Here is a 16,728-nt window from a genome sequence, read left to right on the forward strand (position 1 = left end):
GGGCCGGTGTCAGCCCTTGACGGCGCCTTCGCCGACGCCGCGGAAGAAGAACCGCTGGAGGCAGGCGAAGAGGACGATCAGCGGGAGCACGGCGATGATCGTGCCCGCGGCGACCAGGCGTTCGTCGTTGGCGAAGGTGCCGTGGAGGTAGTTGAGGCCGATGGTGAGGGTGAAGTTCTCCGGGTCGCTGAGCACGATCAGCGGCCACAGGAAGTCGTCCCAGGCACCCATGAACGCGAAGATCGCGACGACGGCGAGGGTGCCTTTGACCGAAGGCAGGGCGATCCGCAGGAACCGCTGCCAGACGTTCGCCCCGTCCACGTACGCCGCCTCCTCGACCTCGTCGGGCAGGTTCAGGAAGGCGTTGCGCATCAGCAGGACGTTCATGGCCCCGATGGAGCCGGGCAGCAGCACCCCGAGGAGCGTGTTGTTGAGGCCGAGGTCCCGCATGGTGGTGAACTGGGCGATGATGATGCCCTCGACGGGGACGAGCATGGCGAGGATGAAGGCCAGCGTGGCGGCCCTGCGGCCCCGGTAGCGCATGCGGGCCAGCGCGTAGCCGGCGAGGGCGGCTCCCACGCAGTTGGTGACGACGTTGGCGGTGGCGACCTTCAGCGAGTTGAGGGCGTAGTCCCAGACGGGGATGGTCTGCGCGACGCGTGTGTAGTTGTCGAGGGTCGGCTCGCCGGGAAGGAACTTCGGCGGGGAGCTGAAGATGTCCTCGTGCGGACCCTTGAGCGAGGTGGACAGCTGCCACAGGAACGGGCCGACGGTCAGCGCCAGCACGGCGAGCAGCAGCACGTAGCGCAGTACCAGCTGGGTGGCGGGGATCCGCTTGCCGTCGGCGTCGGTGACGTTGATGACGCTCACGCGTCCTCCTTGCGGTCGGCGCGCAGCACGAGCAGCATCAGCGCGACGGTGACGACGAAGACGACGACGGAGATGGCGGAGGCGTAGCCGACGCGGCCCGAGAGGCCGGTGCCGACGCGCTGGACGAGCATCACCAGCGTGGTGTCCTCGCCGGCCGGCCCGCCGGAGGGACCCGCCATCAGATAGACCTCGGAGAACACCTTGAACGCGGCGACGGAGGACAGGGCTCCGACGAGGACCATGGTGGAGCGGACGGCGGGGACGGTGACGGTGAAGAACCGGCGTACGGGCCCGGCGCCGTCGACGGCGGCGGCCTCGTGCAGTTCGCGCGGTACGTTCGCCAGCGCCGCCAGGTAGATGATCATGTAGTAGCCGAGCCCCTTCCACACCGTGACGCCCATCGCGCTCAGCAGCAGGAGCCACTGGTCGCTCAGGAATCCGACGCGGCCGACCCCCACCGCCTCCAGCACCGAGTTGACCAGTCCCCGGTCGTCGAGCATCCAGACCCAGATCAGCCCCACCACGACGATCGAGGCGACGACCGGGGTGTAGAAGGCGGAGCGGAAGAAGGTGATGCCGGGGATGTGGCGCTGGACGAGCATCGCCAGCAGCAGCGGCAGGATCACCAGCGCGGGGACCACTCCGAGCACGTACAGGCTGCTGTTGCGCAGGCCGATCCAGAACATCTCGTCGTCGAGCAGCTCGCGGAAGTTCGCCAGACCCACGAACTCGCCGGGAACGAGCGTGCGGCGGTCGGTGAACGCGTTGACGAGGGTGCTCAGGAACGGGTACAGGCTGAACGCGCCGACGACGAGCAGTCCGGGAGCCGCGAACAGCCAGGGACTGTACGGCAGATGGCGCCGGATGCCGCGGGGGGTGCGGCGCCCCGCGGGGCGCCGCCCGGGGCCGGGGCCGTGGACCCGCGGGCTCGCCGGGGCGGGGCCTGAGGTGATCGTGCCGGCGGCGGTGGGAGTCTTCATGGCAGGTGCCGATCAGCTCTGCCGGAGCAGCCGGTCGCAGGCCTTGACAGCGTTGTCAAGCGCTTCTGCCGGGCTCTGCTTCCCTTGCAGCGCCCGGGCCACGGCGTTGCGGAGCTCTGTCTTCATCTGCTCGCTGAACAGCACGGGCGTGTAATTGACGGCCGTCTTCAGGGACTTGGCGGCCGCGACCCTGACCCTGGTCTCGTCGGTGCCGTCCTCCTCGGTGAAGTAGGGGTCGTCGAGGGAGCCCGCGGTGCTGGGGAAGATGGCCACCTTCTTGGCGAACTCCATCTGGCGGGTGGCGTCGGTGACGAAGTGGGCGAAGGCGACGGCGGCGGGCTTCCGCTTGCTCTGCGCGTTCACCATGACGCCCATGACGTACATGTTGGCCTTGCCGGTGCTGGTGATCTGGTCGGTGATGCCGATGTTCTCGTACAGGCTCGGGGCCTGCTTCTTGAAGTTGGCGAGGTCGAGCGCGCTGCCCGGGTTCATGGCCACGGACTCGGTGAGGAACTTGTGCCCGGAGGACTCGGGGGTGGCGGTGAGCGCCTGCGGGTCGAGTGCCTTGGCGTCGTACAACTCCTTGTAGCGGGTGAGCAGTTCGACGCCCTTGGGGTCGTTGAAGGAGAAGGCGGTGCCTTCCTCGTTCATGAGCGGGACACCGTAGCGGCCGAAGTCCTCGATGGTGGGCACGTTGGCGAGAGCGGCGACCTTGCCCTTGCTCTGCCGCGCCATCTTCAACCCGGCGTCGAAGACCTCGCCGTACGTCGTCGGCGGCTTCTCGGGGTCGAGACCGGCGTCCTTCAGGAGCCGCTTGTTGTAGAACAGCGGGCCGGTGTTGAGGTACCAGGGGAAGGCGTAGACGCCCGCCGCCCCCGGTACGCGGTGCGCGTCCCAGGCCCCCGGCAGATACTCCTTCTTGTACTGCGGCGCGGCCTTGTCCAGGTCGAGCGCGAGGCCGGCCTTGGCCAGCGGCGCGACCAGGTCCGGCGACACGTTCACGACGTCGGGCAGGGTGCCGCCGGCGGCGTCGGCGCTGATCTTGTCCGCGTATCCCTCGGCCGGGCGGTCGACCCACTTCACGTCGGTGCCCGGGTGCTGCTTCTCGAAGTCGGCGATGAGGCCGTTGAAGTAGTCCTTGAAGTTGGCCTGGAGGTTCCAGGTCTGGAAGGTGATCTCGCCTTCCACCTTGCCGGAGGCGTCGGCGGAACCCGCCTCGGAGCCGCCGCAGGCACTCAGCGGCAGGACGACGGCGATGACGGCGGCAGCGGCGACTGCCCTGCGGTTGATGCGCACGGTGAACGGCTCCTTTGCTCGGACCAGACGCGTGACGGGCAGCGGCGGCCGGCGCCGCGGAAGCGGGCGGCGGCCGTTTGCCCAGCAGACCTTGCATTGCGTCGCCGGAGAAAGTCAACAGATACGCCGACCGAATCCCTTTCCCCCAGCATCACCCCAGGCCAGAGGCGGTCAACAGGTCTCTTGCATTGATCGACTAATGCGCTTTAGGCTCGGGGGACTCAAGCGCTTTAGTCCCGGGCGACGACCGTTCGACCTTTGCCCGGCGCAGGCCATAGGATGCTTTCCGGGCCCGGTCCGCCGCCGGGCCGGGGGAACACGGGAAGGGGGCCCGGGTGACTGCCAGCACCCCGTCCGCCAAGGACACTCCGCCGAGCAGACGAGCGCCCGCGCGGCGGCCGACGATGAAGGACATCGCCCGGCGCGCCGGGGTCTCGGAGAGCGCTGTCTCGTTCGCGCTCAACGACCGCCCCGGCGTCTCCGAGATCACCCGCGACCGGGTCCGCCGGGTCGCCGAGCAGCTGGGCTGGCGGCCGAGCACCGCCGCCCGCGCCCTGTCCGGGGAAGGCGCGGCGACAGTCGGGCTGGTCCTCGCGCGGCCTGCCACCACCCTGGGCGTGGACTCGTTCTTCCTCCAGCTGATCTCCGGCATCCAGGAGGTCCTCTCGGAACGCCAACTCGGCCTGCTGTTCCAGGTGGTGGACGACGTGGACGCCGAGTGCGCCGTCTACCGGCGCTGGTGGGCGGAGCACCGGGTCGACGGCGTCCTCGTCGTCGACCCCCGCACCGACGATCCCCGGCCCGCGCTGCTGGACGAGCTCGGCCTGCCCGGCGTCGTCATCGGCGGCCTTCCGGAGGAACACCCGAACCTGTCGCAGGTGCGGGCCGACGACACCGGGGCCATGGCCCACGTGGTGGGCCGGCTGCACGAGCTCGGCCACCGCCGGATCGTGCACATCGCCGGCCTGTCCTCGCTCGCCCACACCGACCGGCGCATCCGCTCGCTGCGCGCGGAGGCCGATCGCCGTGGCCTGGCCGAGGTCCGCTCGGTGCCCACCGACTACTCGGACACCCAGGGCGCGGCCGTGACCCGCCGGGTCCTCACCTCGGGCAGCCGGCCGACGGCGCTGGTGTACGACAACGACGTGATGGCGGCCGCCGGTGCGGCGGTCGTCACCGGCCTCGGCCTCTCGGTCCCCGGCGATGTGTCGGTCGTGTCGTGGGAGGACTCGGTGCTGTGCCGCATGGTCCATCCCTTCCTCACCGCGCTCTCCCGCGATCCGGTGACCTTCGGGCGGATCGCCGCCCAGGAGCTGACCGCCCTGCTGGACGGCGGCGCTGCCCGCTCCGTCCACGTGCCGCTGCCGGAGCTGATCGAACGGGAGAGCACCGCGGCGCCCCGCTGACCCGGCGGGCCGCCGCATAGGATGCGGCGCATGGAACAGCGGGTATTGGGCAGGACCGGCAGGAACGTCTCCGTGGTGGGACTCGGCACCTGGCAACTGGGCGCCGACTGGGGCGACGTGGCGGACCAGGACGCGATCGCCGTCCTCGACGCGGCCGTCGAGTCGGGCGTCACCTTCTTCGACACGGCCGATGTGTACGGCGACGGGCGCAGCGAGCAGCTCATCGGCCGGTATCTGAGCGAGCGGCCGGACGCCGGCGTGTTCGTGGCGACCAAGATGGGCCGGCGCGTCGAACAGCTCCCGGAGAACTACGTACTGGACAACTTCCGCGCCTGGAACGACCGTTCACGCAAGAACCTGGGCGTGGACACGCTCGACCTGGTCCAGCTGCACTGCCCGCCCACCGCCGTCCACTCGTCCGACGAGGTCTTCGACGCGCTGGACACGCTCGTGGCCGAACAGCGGATCGCCGCGTACGGCGTGAGCGTCGAGACCTGCGAGGAGGCGCTCACCGCCATCGCCAGGCCCGGCACCGCGAGCGTCCAGATCATCCTCAACCCGTTCCGGCTGAAGCCGCTCGAAGAGGTCCTCCCTGCGGCGGCCGAGGCGGGCGTGGGCATCATCGCGCGGGTGCCGCTCGCGTCCGGGCTGCTGTCGGGCAAGTACACCAAGGACACCGTCTTCGGCGCCGACGACCACCGCACGTACAACCGTCACGGCGAGGCCTTCGACCAGGGCGAGACCTTCTCCGGTGTCGACTTCGCGACGGGCGTCGAGGCAGCCGCCGAGTTCGCGGCGCTCGCGGGTCCGGACAGCACACCGGCACGCACGGCGCTGCGCTGGATCATCCAGCAGCCGGGCGTGACGAGCGTGATCCCCGGGGCGCGCTCCGCCGGGCAGGCCCGCGCCAACGCCGCGGCGGCGGACGAGCCGCCGCTGCCCGCAAGCACGCTGGACGCGGTCCGTGATCTGTACGACCGGCGGATCCGCGCCCAGGTGCACAGCCGCTGGTAGCGACGGGCGGAAAAGCGGCCGGACGGCCGGCTGCGGCGGACGCCGCAGGCGCCGCGCGGATACTGCGTACGCGGTAGCGGCCGCTGGTCCGCAAGGGGGACTCGCACCGCGGCGCCACCCGGCTAAGGTGCGCGCATGATGACAGTGCCGCCCGGTGTCCGAGCCGGTGTCACGGACTGGGCGATCGCCGTCGGCGTGGCGGCGACCCTGCTGGTCACCGGGTTGTCCGGGCAGCACACCGCCTCGGACCTCGACCCGCTCGGGTACGCCCTGCTGGCGGCCGGCGGCCTGGCGCTGGCCGCGCGCCGCCGGGCTCCGGTCCCCGTCCTCGCCGTTACCGGACTGTGCGCGGCGGGTCACCAGGCGGCCGGTTTCGACGTGCCGGCAGTCGCGTACCTGTTCGCCGTGTACGCGGCCGTACGGGCGGGACACCGCACCCTCACGGTGGTGGCGAGCGTGGCCGTGCTGGCCTCTCTCCCCCTCGCGGGCCTGGCCTCGGGCCTCCCCGTGGGCGAGGCGTTCGCGCAGGCCCGGGGCGCCCTCGAGATCGCCTGGCTGGTCGCCGCCGGTGCCGCGGGTGAGGCGTTGCGGCAGGCCGAGCGGCGGGCGGACGAGGCCGAACGCACCCGGGAGGAGACCGCCCGGCGCCGTGCCGACGAGGAGCGGCTGCACATCGCACGGGAACTGCACGATTCGCTCACCCACCAGATCTCGATCATCAAGGTGCAGGCGGAGGTCGCCGTCCATGTGGCCCGCAGGCGCGGCGAGCAGGTGCCGGAGGCCCTGCTGGCGATCCAGGAGGCCGGACGCGAGGCGACCCGTGAGCTGCGCGCGACCCTGGAGGCGCTGCGCGACGACGACACGACCCCGCCGCGAGGGCTCGACCACGTCACGGAGCTGGTGGAACGGGCCCGTTCCACCGGCCTGGACGCGACGCTGACCATCGAAGGGCAACGGCCCGACGTGCCCGCCGCGGTGGACCGGACCGTCTACCGGATCGTGCAGGAGTCGCTCACCAACATCGCCCGGCATGCCGCCGCCGGCACGGCGTCGGTTCGGATCGACTGCCGTCCGGACGCCCTGGCGATCCGCATCGACGACGACGGCAGGGCCGCACCGGGCGCAGCCCCGGTGCCCGGCGTCGGACTGCTGGGCATGCGCGAACGGGTCACCGCCCTCGGTGGCCGCCTGCGCGCCGAACCGCGCGGCGAGGGCGGCTTCACCGTCCAGGCCGAACTCCCTGTGGAGCAGACGTCATGATCCGTGTCCTGCTGGTGGACGACCAGCGGCTCCTGCGCAGCGGCTTCCGCGCGCTGCTCGACCTCGAGGACGACATCGAGGTGGTCGGCGAGGCAGGCGACGGGCTGGAGGGCCTGGCTCTGGCCAGGGAACACCTGCCGGACATCGCCCTCATCGACATCCAGATGCCGGTCGTCGACGGCATCGAGGCGACCCGGCGCATCGCCGCGGACCCGGCCCTGGCCGGCGTGCACGTCGTCATCCTGACCAACTACGGCTTCGACGAATACGTCTTCGAGGCGCTGCGCGCCGGCGCGGCCGGGTTCCTCGTCAAGGACATCGTGCCGGAGGACTTCCTCCACGCCGTACGGGTGGCCGCCCGCGGCGACGCCCTGCTGGCGCCCTCGATCACCCGCAAGCTGATCAACCGGTACGTCAACCAGCCGCTCCGGACCGCCACGGGCACCGGCACGGGGCTGGAGGAGCTGACCAACCGCGAGCGGGAGGCCGTCGCCCTGGTGGCGCAAGGCCTGTCCAACGACGAGATCGCCGACCACATGGTGATCAGCCCGCTCACCGCGAAGACCCACATCAACCGGGCCATGGCCAAGCTCCACGCCCGCGACCGGGCCCAACTCGTGGTCCTCGCCTACGAATCAGGCCTGGTCGCCCCGCGCGGCCGCTGAGCGCGACGGCCCGCGGACCGGCTCGCTCCCCGACCCGGTCGCCGTCACCAACTCGAACGCACGTTCACTTCCGTCCGTCACAGGTGGGGCATCGGCCGTGGGACGAGGACACTGGATCCGGGACCTTGCAGCCGCGTGGCGACACGGAGGTGACGGGCGATGGCCAGAGCGATGTGGACCGGGGTGCTCAGCTTCGGACTGGTCACCCTGCCCGTGGGCCTCTTCACCGCGACGGACGACCACACCGTCCACTTCCACCAGCTCCAGCGCGGCACCGGCGACCGCATCCGCAACAAGCGCGTGAACGAGCGCACCGGCCGTGAGGTCAAGAGCGAGGACATCGTCAAGGGCTACGACATGGGCGACGGCCAGTACGTCGTCGTCGAACCGGACGAACTCGACGACATCTCCCCCGGCCGTTCCAAGGTCGTCGACATCAGCGGATTCGTGGACCTGGCCGACATCGAGCCCGTCCACTTCGCCCGTACCTACTATCTCGCCCCGCGCGGCAAGGAGTACTTCAAGGTCTACGAGCTGCTCCGCAGCGCACTCCACCGTTCCCGGAAGGCCGGCATCGCCACTCTGACGATGCGCGGCAAGGAGTACCTGACCGCGGTGCGCGCGCAGGAGTCGGTGCTCGTCCTGCACACCATGCACTACGCCGACGAGATCAGGGATCCTCGGCGGGAGTTCGACCTGCCGGGGCGCGAGAAGATCGGTCCCGGCGAGCTCGGCACGGCCGAGAAGCTCGTCGAGGCGCTCAGCGTCGAGTGGAAGCCCGAGGACTACCACGACACGTACGAGGACAGGGTGCGCGAGCTGGTGGCCTCGAAACTCGAGGGCCGAGAGGTGGTCACGGAGGCCGGGCCTCCCGAAGCGACCAACGTCGTCGACCTGATGGAGGCGCTGAACCGCAGCGTCGAGCGGGCCCGCTCCGGAAAGGGACGGGGCGGAGCACGCACCACAGCAGCCGCCAAGGGCAAGCGCGCGAAGGACACCGGGGCGCGGGACACGAAGAGCGCCAAGGGCCGGAAGGCCGCCGAGCGGGCCGAGAGCACCGGCGGCAGCCGCCGTAAGGACGCCGGCAAGAAGCAGGACCTGGCCGCGCTCAGCAAGAAGGACCTCTACGCCCGCGCCACGGACCTCGGCATCCCCGGCCGCTCCTCGATGAGCCGGGACGAACTGCTGGAGGCCCTCACCGGAGCGGGCCGCGCCGCCGCCTGAACAGGGGGCCATACGGGGGTCCGGGCGCTCACCGGCGGATATCCCGGTCAGATTGGGTACCCGGTAGACATGGTCACTTTCAACGAGCCGGCGGGGGACGTCACCACTGTCCTCGCGGCCGGTGAGGGAGCACCCGCGGTCATCGTGTTCGGACTGATCGTGGTCGGTCTTCTCGTGCTGCTCGTCTACGTGGTCTGGCAGGTCGGCGCGCGACGGCGGCGCGACGCCCCGCCCGGGCCCGAGGAGCAGCCGGTGAGGCCCGATCACCAGACCCATTACGAGAGCCGCCTGGAGCCGGACGAGTTCGATCTCTCCGAGGGGCACGAAGTGCCCGGGCGACTGACACCTCACGAACTCCACGGCTACGGCAACATGGGCTCTCGGCCCGCGCCGGAGAGCAAGCCGCCCCGTGACTCCGACGAGAGCGGCGGCGCTTTCGGCAGTGGCGGTCACGGGGGCTGAGACCCGCGTGAGGAGTACCGCCGGCCCCCTCATGGCCGGCGGTACTCCTCACTGCCCGGGCGCGCATCCCGCGGCCCGTACTTCTCACTGCCCGGGCGCGCATCCGGCGGCCCGTGCCGGGGCGTCTCCGAGGCGTCCTGCCCGCGCTGCTCGGCCGCCGACGCGGGACCGCTCCCGCGACGCATCAGGACCGCCGGCACCAGCCAGCACAGCGTGAGCCCGCCGACGACGGTCACGTCCAGGATCAACGCGGTCCTGTCGCTCAGCGCGGTCACGGTGCGCAGCACGAGCAGCAGGCCGAGCGCCACCATGCAGAGCAGGATCGCCAGCCCGGCGATGGTGAACCGCGACGCCCACTTGACCGCCTCGTACTTCATCCCGCGGCCGGTGACCACGCGGTGGATACTCACCGGCGCCGTCAGCAGGCCGGTGGCGGCCGCACCGAGGAGCAGGCACACCACGTACATGAGCTTGTCGCTCTCGCCGAGACGCGGGAAGAGCGGAGTGAAGGCGACGGCGAGCAGAAAGACGAAAAGCAACTGGACACCGGCGAGGGCGACCCTCACCTCACGGAGAAGTTCGCCCCAGAGCCGGTCCAGTCGTTGTTGAGGGGTCTCCCGGCGTCTGCCGGGACCGGTCCTCGCTATCCCCATGGCCGGCCGCCGATCACGGCGGTCCCGCGCGCCGACGGCCCCGGGCGCGGCTGCGCTGCGCCAGCCGCTTGGACCAACGGCAGACGAGTGTGAGCAGTCCGACCAGGGTCAGGGCCCAGGTGGCGGCGAACGCCCAGATCAGGACGGGTTTCGACGTGGATGCCGCCATCGCGAGCAGGACGAACGTCAGCGCCGCCAGCACGCCCACGGCGGCGGCGAGCAGGTGCGACCGGAATCGGTGGGTCATCCGCGCGAGCGGCGGTCCGGGACTCATGGTCCGCAGCCGGCGGTCCAGGAATTCGTCGGCCCGCAGATCCTGCTCGATCTGCGCGAGGATCAGCCTTTCCGGTTCGGAGAGTCCGGATCCGTCCATGGCTGGCGCCTCCGTACGCTGTCAGACGGTCGGTTCAGTCCTCGCCCCGGAAGATGTTCGTTTCCGGGTCGCTCTCCCCCTGTCCGTCGGATTCACGTCCCGGCAGGACCGCGGGCCTGCAGGTGCGTATCCGTTCCTTCTCCGGGATGCGACCGGTGGATCTCTCGGTGTCGGCCCGGGTGTCCACGGCTGACACCTCCTCGTTCGTCGGTACCGGCAGGATTCGTGGCGCCGGATTTCTGTTCTCCCGGGTACCCCGTCGCTCTCCGGTCAGTCACCCGTGCCCGGCGAGGACCGACAGGCTTCACCGGCGCGTCGCCGGGCACCCGGACCGCATGTCGAACGAATCTCACGCCCCCCGCACGGCGGAGGACACGCACCCGCGCACGACGGATTCGCACTGGATACGCACCACCGACGCCACCGACCACCCCCCGCTCGCCGACGACATCACGGTCGACGTGGCCGTGGTGGGCGGCGGCATCGCCGGGCTGAGCACGGCGTGGGAACTGACACGGGAGGGCGGCCGCTCCGTCGCGGTACTGGAGGCCGACCGCATCGCGACGGGTGTCACCGGGTTCACCACGGCGAAGGTGACGGCACAGCACGGCCTGGTCTACGACCGGCTGCGCCGGACCAGGGGCCCCGAGGGGGCCCGGCTCTACGCCCGCTCCCAGCAGGCGGCGGTGGAACGCGTCGCCGAGGTGTCCTCCGCGCTCGGCATCGCGTGCGAGTTCGAGCGCGGCCCTGCGTACGTCTACTCCCGGGACGGCGAGCAGCGCTCCGCGCTCCAGGCCGAGGCCGAGGCCGCCGCGGAGGCGGGCCTTCGGGCCGAGTACGTCGAGGACACCGGGCTGCCCTTCGACGTCGCCGGAGCTGTGCGGATGGAGGAGCAGGCACAGTTCCATCCGCGCAAGTACCTCCTCGGTCTGGCACAGGACCTCACCGCCTACGGCAACAAGATCTACGAGCGGACCCGGGTCACCGCCCTGCACGAAGGCTCGCCCTGCCGGCTCACCACGGAGGGCGGCCGGACCGTGACCGCGCGGGATGTCGTGATCGCCACGCACTTCCCGGTGTTCGACCGGGCGCTGCTGTTCGCCCGGATGACGCCGCACCGTGAGCTGGTGGTGGCCGCGGCACTGCCCGCCGACCGGGACCCGGCCGGGATGTACATCTGCGAGGAGGGCGCCAAACGGTCGGTGCGCACGGCCCCGCTGGGCGACGGCCGCCGGCTGCTGATCGTGACCGGAGAGACCTTCACCCCCGGCACGGTGGACGTCCCCGAACGGATCGAGCGCCTCGACGAGTGGATGCACACGCACTTCCCGGTGGAGGAGACCATGTACCGCTGGGCGGCGCAGGACAACGACCCGAGCGACACCGTGCCGCTGATCGGGCCCTTCCACCCGGGCGCCAGGCACACGTATGTCGCCACCGGCTTCGGCGGCTGGGGCATGAGCAGCGGCGTGCTGGCGGGGCGGCTCCTGGCGGGCCTGATCTGTGCCGTGAAGGCCCCGTGGGCCGATCTCTACGATCCCCGGCGGATATGGAGCACGCTGCGGGAGGCCCCCACCCTGGTCTCCCAGCAGGCCGAGGTCGGCAAGCACTTCGTCGGGGACCGGCTGCGCACCACCCATGTGGACTCGGCCGCCGACATCGCACCGGGCACGGGCGCGGTCGTCCGTCTGAACGGGCAGCGCTGCGCGGTGTACCGCGACGACGACGGGGTGTGCCACGCGGTGTCCGCCCGCTGCACCCATCTGGGCTGCATGGTGGCGTTCAACGAGGCGGAGCGCAGCTGGGACTGCCCTTGCCACGGCTCCCGGTTCGGCGTCGACGGCTCCGTACTGCAGGGCCCGGCGGTGCGGCCCCTCGAACGGCGGAACGTGGACGGTCCGGAGGGCTCATGAGCGGCCGAACCGCGCATCGCACCGCAGGCTGGTAGGAAGTAGAGCGAACCACTGTCAACCGACGGGAAAGGGCTGCGGCGTGGAACCGACCAGCCGACCGGAGACCGCGGGCGCCACGACCGTCGCGGGCGACCATCGCTCCGCGGTCACACTGCACGTCAACGGCGTCAGTCACACGCTGACACTCGACCACCGCACCACGGTCCTGGACACCCTGCGCGAGCACCTGGACCTGACGGGTCCCAAGAAGGGGTGCGACCACGGCCAGTGCGGCTCCTGCACCGTCATCGCCGACGGGCGGCGGGTGAACAGCTGTCTGATGCCGGCCGTGTCCCACGACGGGGCGCACATCACCACGGCGGAGGGTCTCGCCCCCGGCGGTGAACTGCACCCCGTGCAGGAGGCGTTCGTCGCCAGGGACGCCCTCCAGTGCGGCTACTGCACCCCCGGGCAGGTCTGCTCGGCGGTGGCCGTGCTGGCGGAGGCGGCCGACGGCCGTCCGTCGCTGGTGACCGGGCGGCGGGAGGGGGCGGACGGGCCCGTCACCCTCACGCCCGGTGAGATCCGTGAGCGCATGAGCGGCAATCTGTGCCGCTGCGGCGCCTACCCCAACATCGTGGCGGCCATCGAGGACGTGACACCGTGAAACCCTTCGCCTATGTCCGACCCGGCACGGCCGCCGAGGCCGTCGCCGCGTACGCCGCGCACACCGGGGCGCAGTACCTCGCGGGCGGCACGAACCTCGTCGACCTGATGAAGCTGGGCGTCGCGACGCCCGACGTGCTCATCGACGTGAGCCGGCTGCCGCTCGGCACGGTCGAGGGCGTGCCGGGAGGCGGGCTCCTGATCGGCGCCGCCGTGCGCAACAGCGACCTCGCGGCCCATCCGGCGGTCCGGACGCGCTACTTCGCGCTGTCGCAGGCGCTGCTCTCCGGGGCCTCCGGTCAGTTGCGGAACGCGGCGACCACCGGCGGGAACCTGCTCCAGCGCACCCGCTGCACCTACTTCCAGGACATCTCCAAGCCCTGCAACAAGCGTGCGCCGGGCACCGGCTGCCCCGCGCGGGAGGGCGTCCACCGTGACCTCGCCGTGCTGGGCCACTCCGAGCACTGCGTCGCCACGCACCCCTCCGACATGGCGGTCGCGCTCGCCGCGTTCGACGCCACGGTCCATCTGCACTCCACCGACGGGGACCGGTCGCTGGCGGTCAGCGACTTCCACCGGCTGCCCGGGGACCGCCCCCAGGTGGACACCGAGCTGCGGCCCGGCGAGCTGATCACGGGCGTGGAGCTGCCGCCCGTGCCCACCGGTGCGCGGTCCGCGTACCGCAAGGCCCGCGACCGTGCCTCGTACGCCTTCGCGCTGGTCTCCGTCGCCGCGGTCCTCTCCGTCGAGGACGGCCGGGTCCGGCACGCGAGGCTGGCGTTCGGCGGCCTCGCCCATCGTCCGTGGCGTGCCCGCAGGGCGGAGGAACTGCTCGTCGGCGGGCCGGCCGGCCGCGAGGCGTTCGCCGCCGCGGCCGAGGCCGAGCTCGCGGCGGCGGAGCCGCTGCGGGACAACGGGTTCAAGGTGCGTCTCGCGCAAAATCTCGCCGTCGGCGTCCTCGCCGGGCTCGCGGACGGCGACGACCACGGCGAGGAGGGGTCATGAGCGGGCCGCCCGCCGTACTGGGTGCGCCCGCCGTGCGGCGCGAGGCGCGCGAGAAGGCCGCCGGCGCGGCACGCTACGCCGCCGAACACACCCCGTCGGGCTGTGTGTACGGCTGGCCGGTGCCCGCCGCGATCCCCCGCGGCCGGGTCACGTCGCTCGGCACGCCCGAGGTACTGGACATGCCCGGTGTGCTGGCGGTGCTCACCCACGAGAACGCCCCACGCCTCGGGCAGCCCGACGACCCGACGCTCCGTCTCCTCCAGGACGACCGCGTACCGCACAGGGGCTGGTACGTCGCCCTGGTCGTGGCCGACACCCTCGAGAACGCCCGCGCCGGCGCCGCAGCCCTGCGCGTCGGCTACGAGACCGAGGAACACGACGTACGCCTCACCGACGGCCACCCGGACGTCTACACGCCCGAGGAGGCCAACGGGGGCCACCCCGCGGTGCGCGAGAGGGGCGACTTCGAGGGCGCGTACGCGGCGGCCGAGGTCCGCGTCGACACCTCCTACCGGCTCACCGCTCTGCACAACCATCCGATGGAGCCGCACGCGGCCACCGCCCACTGGCACGACGGCCGGCTGACGGTCCGGGACTCGAGCCAGGGTTCCGGCCCGGTCAGGGACGCCCTGGCCCAGCTGTTCGGGCTGGACAGGAAGCAGGTCACCGCGGTGTCCGAACACGTCGGCGGCGGCTTCGGATCGAAGGGGACGCCCCGGCCGCCGGTGGTGCTGGCCGCGATGGCCGCACGCCACACCGGTCGCCCGGTGAAGGTGGCGCTGCCACGCCGTCAGCTGCCGGCCGTCGTGGGCCACCGGGCGCCGACACTGCATCATGTCCGCCTGGGCGCCGGCGCCGACGGCCGGATCACGGCCCTCGCCCACGAAGTGGTCACCCAGACCTCCCGGGTGAAGGAGTTCGTGGAGCAGGCCGCCGTCCCGGCCCGGGTCATGTACGTCTCCCCCAACAGCCGGACCGTGCACCGGGTGGTGGCCCTCGACGTGCCCACCCCGTCGTGGATGCGCGCCCCCGGCGAGGCCCCCGGAATGTACGCCCTGGAGTCGGCGATCGACGAACTCGCCGTCGCCACCGGGCTGGACCCGGTCGAGCTGCGGCTGCGCAACGAACCGGCGACCGAGCCCGACTCGGGGCTTCCGTTCAGCAGCAGGAACCTCGCCGCGTGCCTCCGCCGTGGCGCCGACGTCTTCGGCTGGCAGGATCGTGACCCTCGTCCGGGCGTCACCCGGGAAGGCGATCTGCTGCTCGGCACCGGTGTCGCGGCGAGCACCTACCCGGTGCTGATCGCCCCGTCCACGGCCACCGCCCACCTCGGGCACGACGGTGTCCACCGGATCCGGGTCAACGCCACCGACATCGGCACCGGCGCCAGGACGGTGCTCGCGCAGATCGCCGCCGAGGCGCTGAACACGCCGCTGGAGACGGTGACCGTCGAGATCGGCAGCTCCGACCTGCCGGAGGCGCCGCTGGCCGGAGGGTCGTCCGGTACGGCCTCCTGGGGCTGGGCCGTCCACAAGGCCTGCACTCTCCTCGCCAAGCGCCTCGCGGACCTGCGCGGCCCGCTGCCGCCGGAGGGGCTGACCGTGTCGGCCGACACCGGTGAGGAGACCGGCCGCGAGCCCGCCCACGCGCGGCACGCCTTCGGCGCCGTCTTCTGCGAGGCGCAGGTGGACACGGTGACGGGCGAGGTGGCGGTGCGCCGGATGCTCGGCGTGTTCGCGGCGGGCCGCGTCCTCAACGCCCGTACCGCGCGGTCACAGTTCATCGGCGGGATGACGATGGGCATCGGCATGGCGCTGATGGAGGGCAGCACCATGGACGAGCGCTTCGGGGACTACGCGGAGTGCGATCTCGCCTCGTACCACGTGCCCGTCTGCGCGGACGTGCACTCCGTCGAGGCGCAGTGGATCGAGGAGGACGACCCGCACCTCAATCCGATGGGCAGCAAGGGCATCGGTGAGATCGGCATCGTCGGCACGGCGGCGGCGGTGGCGAACGCGGTGCACCACGCGACGGGCGCCCGCCTGCGGGATCTGCCGCTGACCCCCGACAAGACGTTGCACGCGCTCGAGGAGGCGCGGGCCCTCAGCGGCCGCTGACCCCGGCGGCGTCGCGGAGCACGTCGACGAGCATCCCGAAGGTCATCAGCCGGGTGGAGACGTTGCGCCTGCTGGGGTGGTAGCTGCCGAACAGATGCAGTTCCGACCGGTCGCCGTCGCCGGGCAGGACGACATGGGCTCCGTGGCCGAACGCGGGCCGTGGCCTCGGCAGTCGGCGTCCGGTGGCCTCGAGGACGGGCAGCAGTGCCTGCCAACCGAAACCGCCGAGGACGACGATCGCGCGCAGGCCGGTCAGAAGTGACAGCTCGGTCGCCAGCCAGGGACGGCAGGTGTCCCGCTCGATGGTCGTCGGCCTGTTCTGCGGCGGGGCGCAGTGGACGGGCGCGGTGACGCGTACGCCGTGCAGGACCAGGCCGTCGCCGGGGTGCGTGGACGTGGGCTGCGAGGCGAGGCCGACGGCGTGGAGAGCGGCGAACAGCAGGTCGCCGGAGTCGTCCCCGGTGAACATGCGGCCGGTGCGGTTCCCGCCGTGGGCGGCGGGGGCGAGGCCGACGACGGCGAGCGACGCGTCGGCGGGGCCGAAGCCCGGCACCGGCCGGCCCCAGTACTCCCAGCCGGAGAAGGCGGCCCGCCGGTCCGCGGCCACCTGCTCCCGCCAGGCGACGAGTCTCGGGCAGGCGCGGCACCCGCTGACGGCGTCGTCCAGTTCACCGAGTCCGCCGCACCGGGGCGCGGTCAGTGCCGGGAAGCCGGGGTCGTCGGTCCGCGGGCCGGTCGTGTCGTGCCTGTCCATGGGGCCACGTTAGTGCTGGGCGGCGGGGAGGCCGGGGTGGGCGGTCACGCGGGTCCGGCGAGGCCTGACCCGGGCGCGCCGGCCGCGGGCG

The 16,728-nt window shown here is 72.0% G+C and carries 17 protein-coding genes; 10 read left to right on the plus strand and 7 right to left on the minus strand.

Annotated elements, in window-relative coordinates:
• Positions 1-9: 9 nt before the first annotated feature.
• Genes AB0K36_RS17285 through AB0K36_RS17295 form a run of 3 tightly spaced genes read right to left on the minus strand, consistent with a single transcriptional unit; the run spans position 10 to position 3,146 of the window.
• Positions 10-870 carry a carbohydrate ABC transporter permease gene (locus AB0K36_RS17285; RefSeq protein WP_364594585.1) on the minus strand — a complete coding sequence of 287 codons (861 nt, stop codon included), beginning with the start codon at positions 868-870 and terminating at the stop codon, positions 10-12.
• The gene (locus tag AB0K36_RS17290; protein ID WP_364594588.1) at positions 867-1,850 is read right to left on the minus strand and encodes a carbohydrate ABC transporter permease; all 984 of its coding nucleotides are present in this window, start codon (positions 1,848-1,850) and stop codon (positions 867-869) included. Before AB0K36_RS17290 ends, AB0K36_RS17285 begins: the two co-directional genes overlap by 4 nt.
• 12 nt (positions 1,851-1,862) lie before the next feature.
• Positions 1,863-3,146 (minus strand): ABC transporter substrate-binding protein, encoded by a 1,284-nt coding sequence (locus tag AB0K36_RS17295; protein WP_364594591.1) that lies wholly within the window; start codon positions 3,144-3,146, stop codon positions 1,863-1,865.
• 404 nt (positions 3,147-3,550) lie between these two features.
• On the opposite strand from AB0K36_RS17295, the gene AB0K36_RS17300 reads away from it, so the two are divergent.
• From AB0K36_RS17300 to AB0K36_RS17325, 6 genes are all read left to right on the plus strand, one after another.
• Positions 3,551-4,552, plus strand: a complete 1,002-nt coding sequence (locus tag AB0K36_RS17300; RefSeq protein WP_364594705.1) for a LacI family DNA-binding transcriptional regulator — start codon at positions 3,551-3,553, stop codon at positions 4,550-4,552.
• A 21-nt stretch (positions 4,553-4,573) separates the two neighbouring features.
• Positions 4,574-5,566 (plus strand): aldo/keto reductase, encoded by a 993-nt coding sequence (locus AB0K36_RS17305; protein WP_364594594.1) that lies wholly within the window; start codon positions 4,574-4,576, stop codon positions 5,564-5,566.
• Positions 5,567-5,701: 135 nt separating this feature from the next.
• Positions 5,702-6,826 carry a sensor histidine kinase gene (locus AB0K36_RS17310; protein WP_364594597.1) on the plus strand — a complete coding sequence of 375 codons (1,125 nt, stop codon included), beginning with the start codon at positions 5,702-5,704 and terminating at the stop codon, positions 6,824-6,826.
• Positions 6,823-7,491 (plus strand): response regulator, encoded by a 669-nt coding sequence (locus AB0K36_RS17315; RefSeq protein ID WP_364594600.1) that lies wholly within the window; start codon positions 6,823-6,825, stop codon positions 7,489-7,491. Before AB0K36_RS17310 ends, AB0K36_RS17315 begins: the two co-directional genes overlap by 4 nt.
• 159 nt (positions 7,492-7,650) lie before the next feature.
• Positions 7,651-8,715 carry a non-homologous end joining protein Ku gene (ku, locus tag AB0K36_RS17320; RefSeq protein WP_364594603.1) on the plus strand — a complete coding sequence of 355 codons (1,065 nt, stop codon included), beginning with the start codon at positions 7,651-7,653 and terminating at the stop codon, positions 8,713-8,715.
• Between the two features lie 69 nt (positions 8,716-8,784).
• Positions 8,785-9,177, plus strand: coding sequence for a DUF6479 family protein (locus AB0K36_RS17325; protein WP_364594606.1), 393 nt, complete (start codon positions 8,785-8,787; stop codon positions 9,175-9,177).
• A 29-nt stretch (positions 9,178-9,206) separates the two neighbouring features.
• On the opposite strand, the gene AB0K36_RS17330 is transcribed toward AB0K36_RS17325, so the two are convergent.
• From AB0K36_RS17330 to AB0K36_RS17340, 3 genes are read right to left on the minus strand one after another with little or no spacing between them, the layout of a single operon-like run.
• On the minus strand, positions 9,207-9,830 hold the full coding sequence (locus AB0K36_RS17330; RefSeq protein ID WP_364594609.1) for a DUF6328 family protein: 624 nt from the start codon (positions 9,828-9,830) through the stop codon (positions 9,207-9,209).
• A 13-nt stretch (positions 9,831-9,843) separates the two neighbouring features.
• Complete coding sequence (locus tag AB0K36_RS17335; RefSeq protein ID WP_364594612.1) at positions 9,844-10,203, minus strand: DUF3040 domain-containing protein; 360 nt, start codon at positions 10,201-10,203, stop codon at positions 9,844-9,846.
• Between the two features lie 34 nt (positions 10,204-10,237).
• A complete protein-coding gene (locus tag AB0K36_RS17340) occupies positions 10,238-10,390 on the minus strand; it encodes a hypothetical protein (RefSeq protein WP_364594615.1) in 153 nt (50 codons plus the stop codon).
• A 148-nt stretch (positions 10,391-10,538) separates the two neighbouring features.
• On the opposite strand from AB0K36_RS17340, the gene AB0K36_RS17345 reads away from it, so the two are divergent.
• The 4 genes from AB0K36_RS17345 (at position 10,539) to AB0K36_RS17360 (ending at position 15,883) form a co-directional block, all read left to right on the plus strand.
• Complete coding sequence (locus AB0K36_RS17345; RefSeq protein ID WP_364594618.1) at positions 10,539-12,116, plus strand: FAD-dependent oxidoreductase; 1,578 nt, start codon at positions 10,539-10,541, stop codon at positions 12,114-12,116.
• A gap of 79 nt (positions 12,117-12,195) precedes the next feature.
• Positions 12,196-12,762, plus strand: a complete 567-nt coding sequence (locus AB0K36_RS17350; protein WP_364594621.1) for a (2Fe-2S)-binding protein — start codon at positions 12,196-12,198, stop codon at positions 12,760-12,762.
• Positions 12,759-13,766 (plus strand): FAD binding domain-containing protein, encoded by a 1,008-nt coding sequence (locus AB0K36_RS17355; RefSeq protein WP_364594624.1) that lies wholly within the window; start codon positions 12,759-12,761, stop codon positions 13,764-13,766. The genes AB0K36_RS17350 and AB0K36_RS17355 overlap by 4 nt, the downstream gene beginning before the upstream one ends.
• Positions 13,763-15,883, plus strand: coding sequence for a xanthine dehydrogenase family protein molybdopterin-binding subunit (locus tag AB0K36_RS17360; RefSeq protein WP_364594627.1), 2,121 nt, complete (start codon positions 13,763-13,765; stop codon positions 15,881-15,883). The genes AB0K36_RS17355 and AB0K36_RS17360 overlap by 4 nt, the downstream gene beginning before the upstream one ends.
• Here AB0K36_RS17360 and AB0K36_RS17365 read toward each other — a convergent pair.
• Positions 15,870-16,637, minus strand: a complete 768-nt coding sequence (locus AB0K36_RS17365; protein WP_364594630.1) for a uracil-DNA glycosylase — start codon at positions 16,635-16,637, stop codon at positions 15,870-15,872. The genes AB0K36_RS17360 and AB0K36_RS17365 overlap by 14 nt on opposite strands.
• Positions 16,638-16,728: the final 91 nt, after the last annotated feature.

Source organism: Streptomyces kurssanovii, assembly GCF_040677245.1.
GTDB lineage: Bacteria > Actinomycetota > Actinomycetes > Streptomycetales > Streptomycetaceae > Streptomyces > Streptomyces kurssanovii.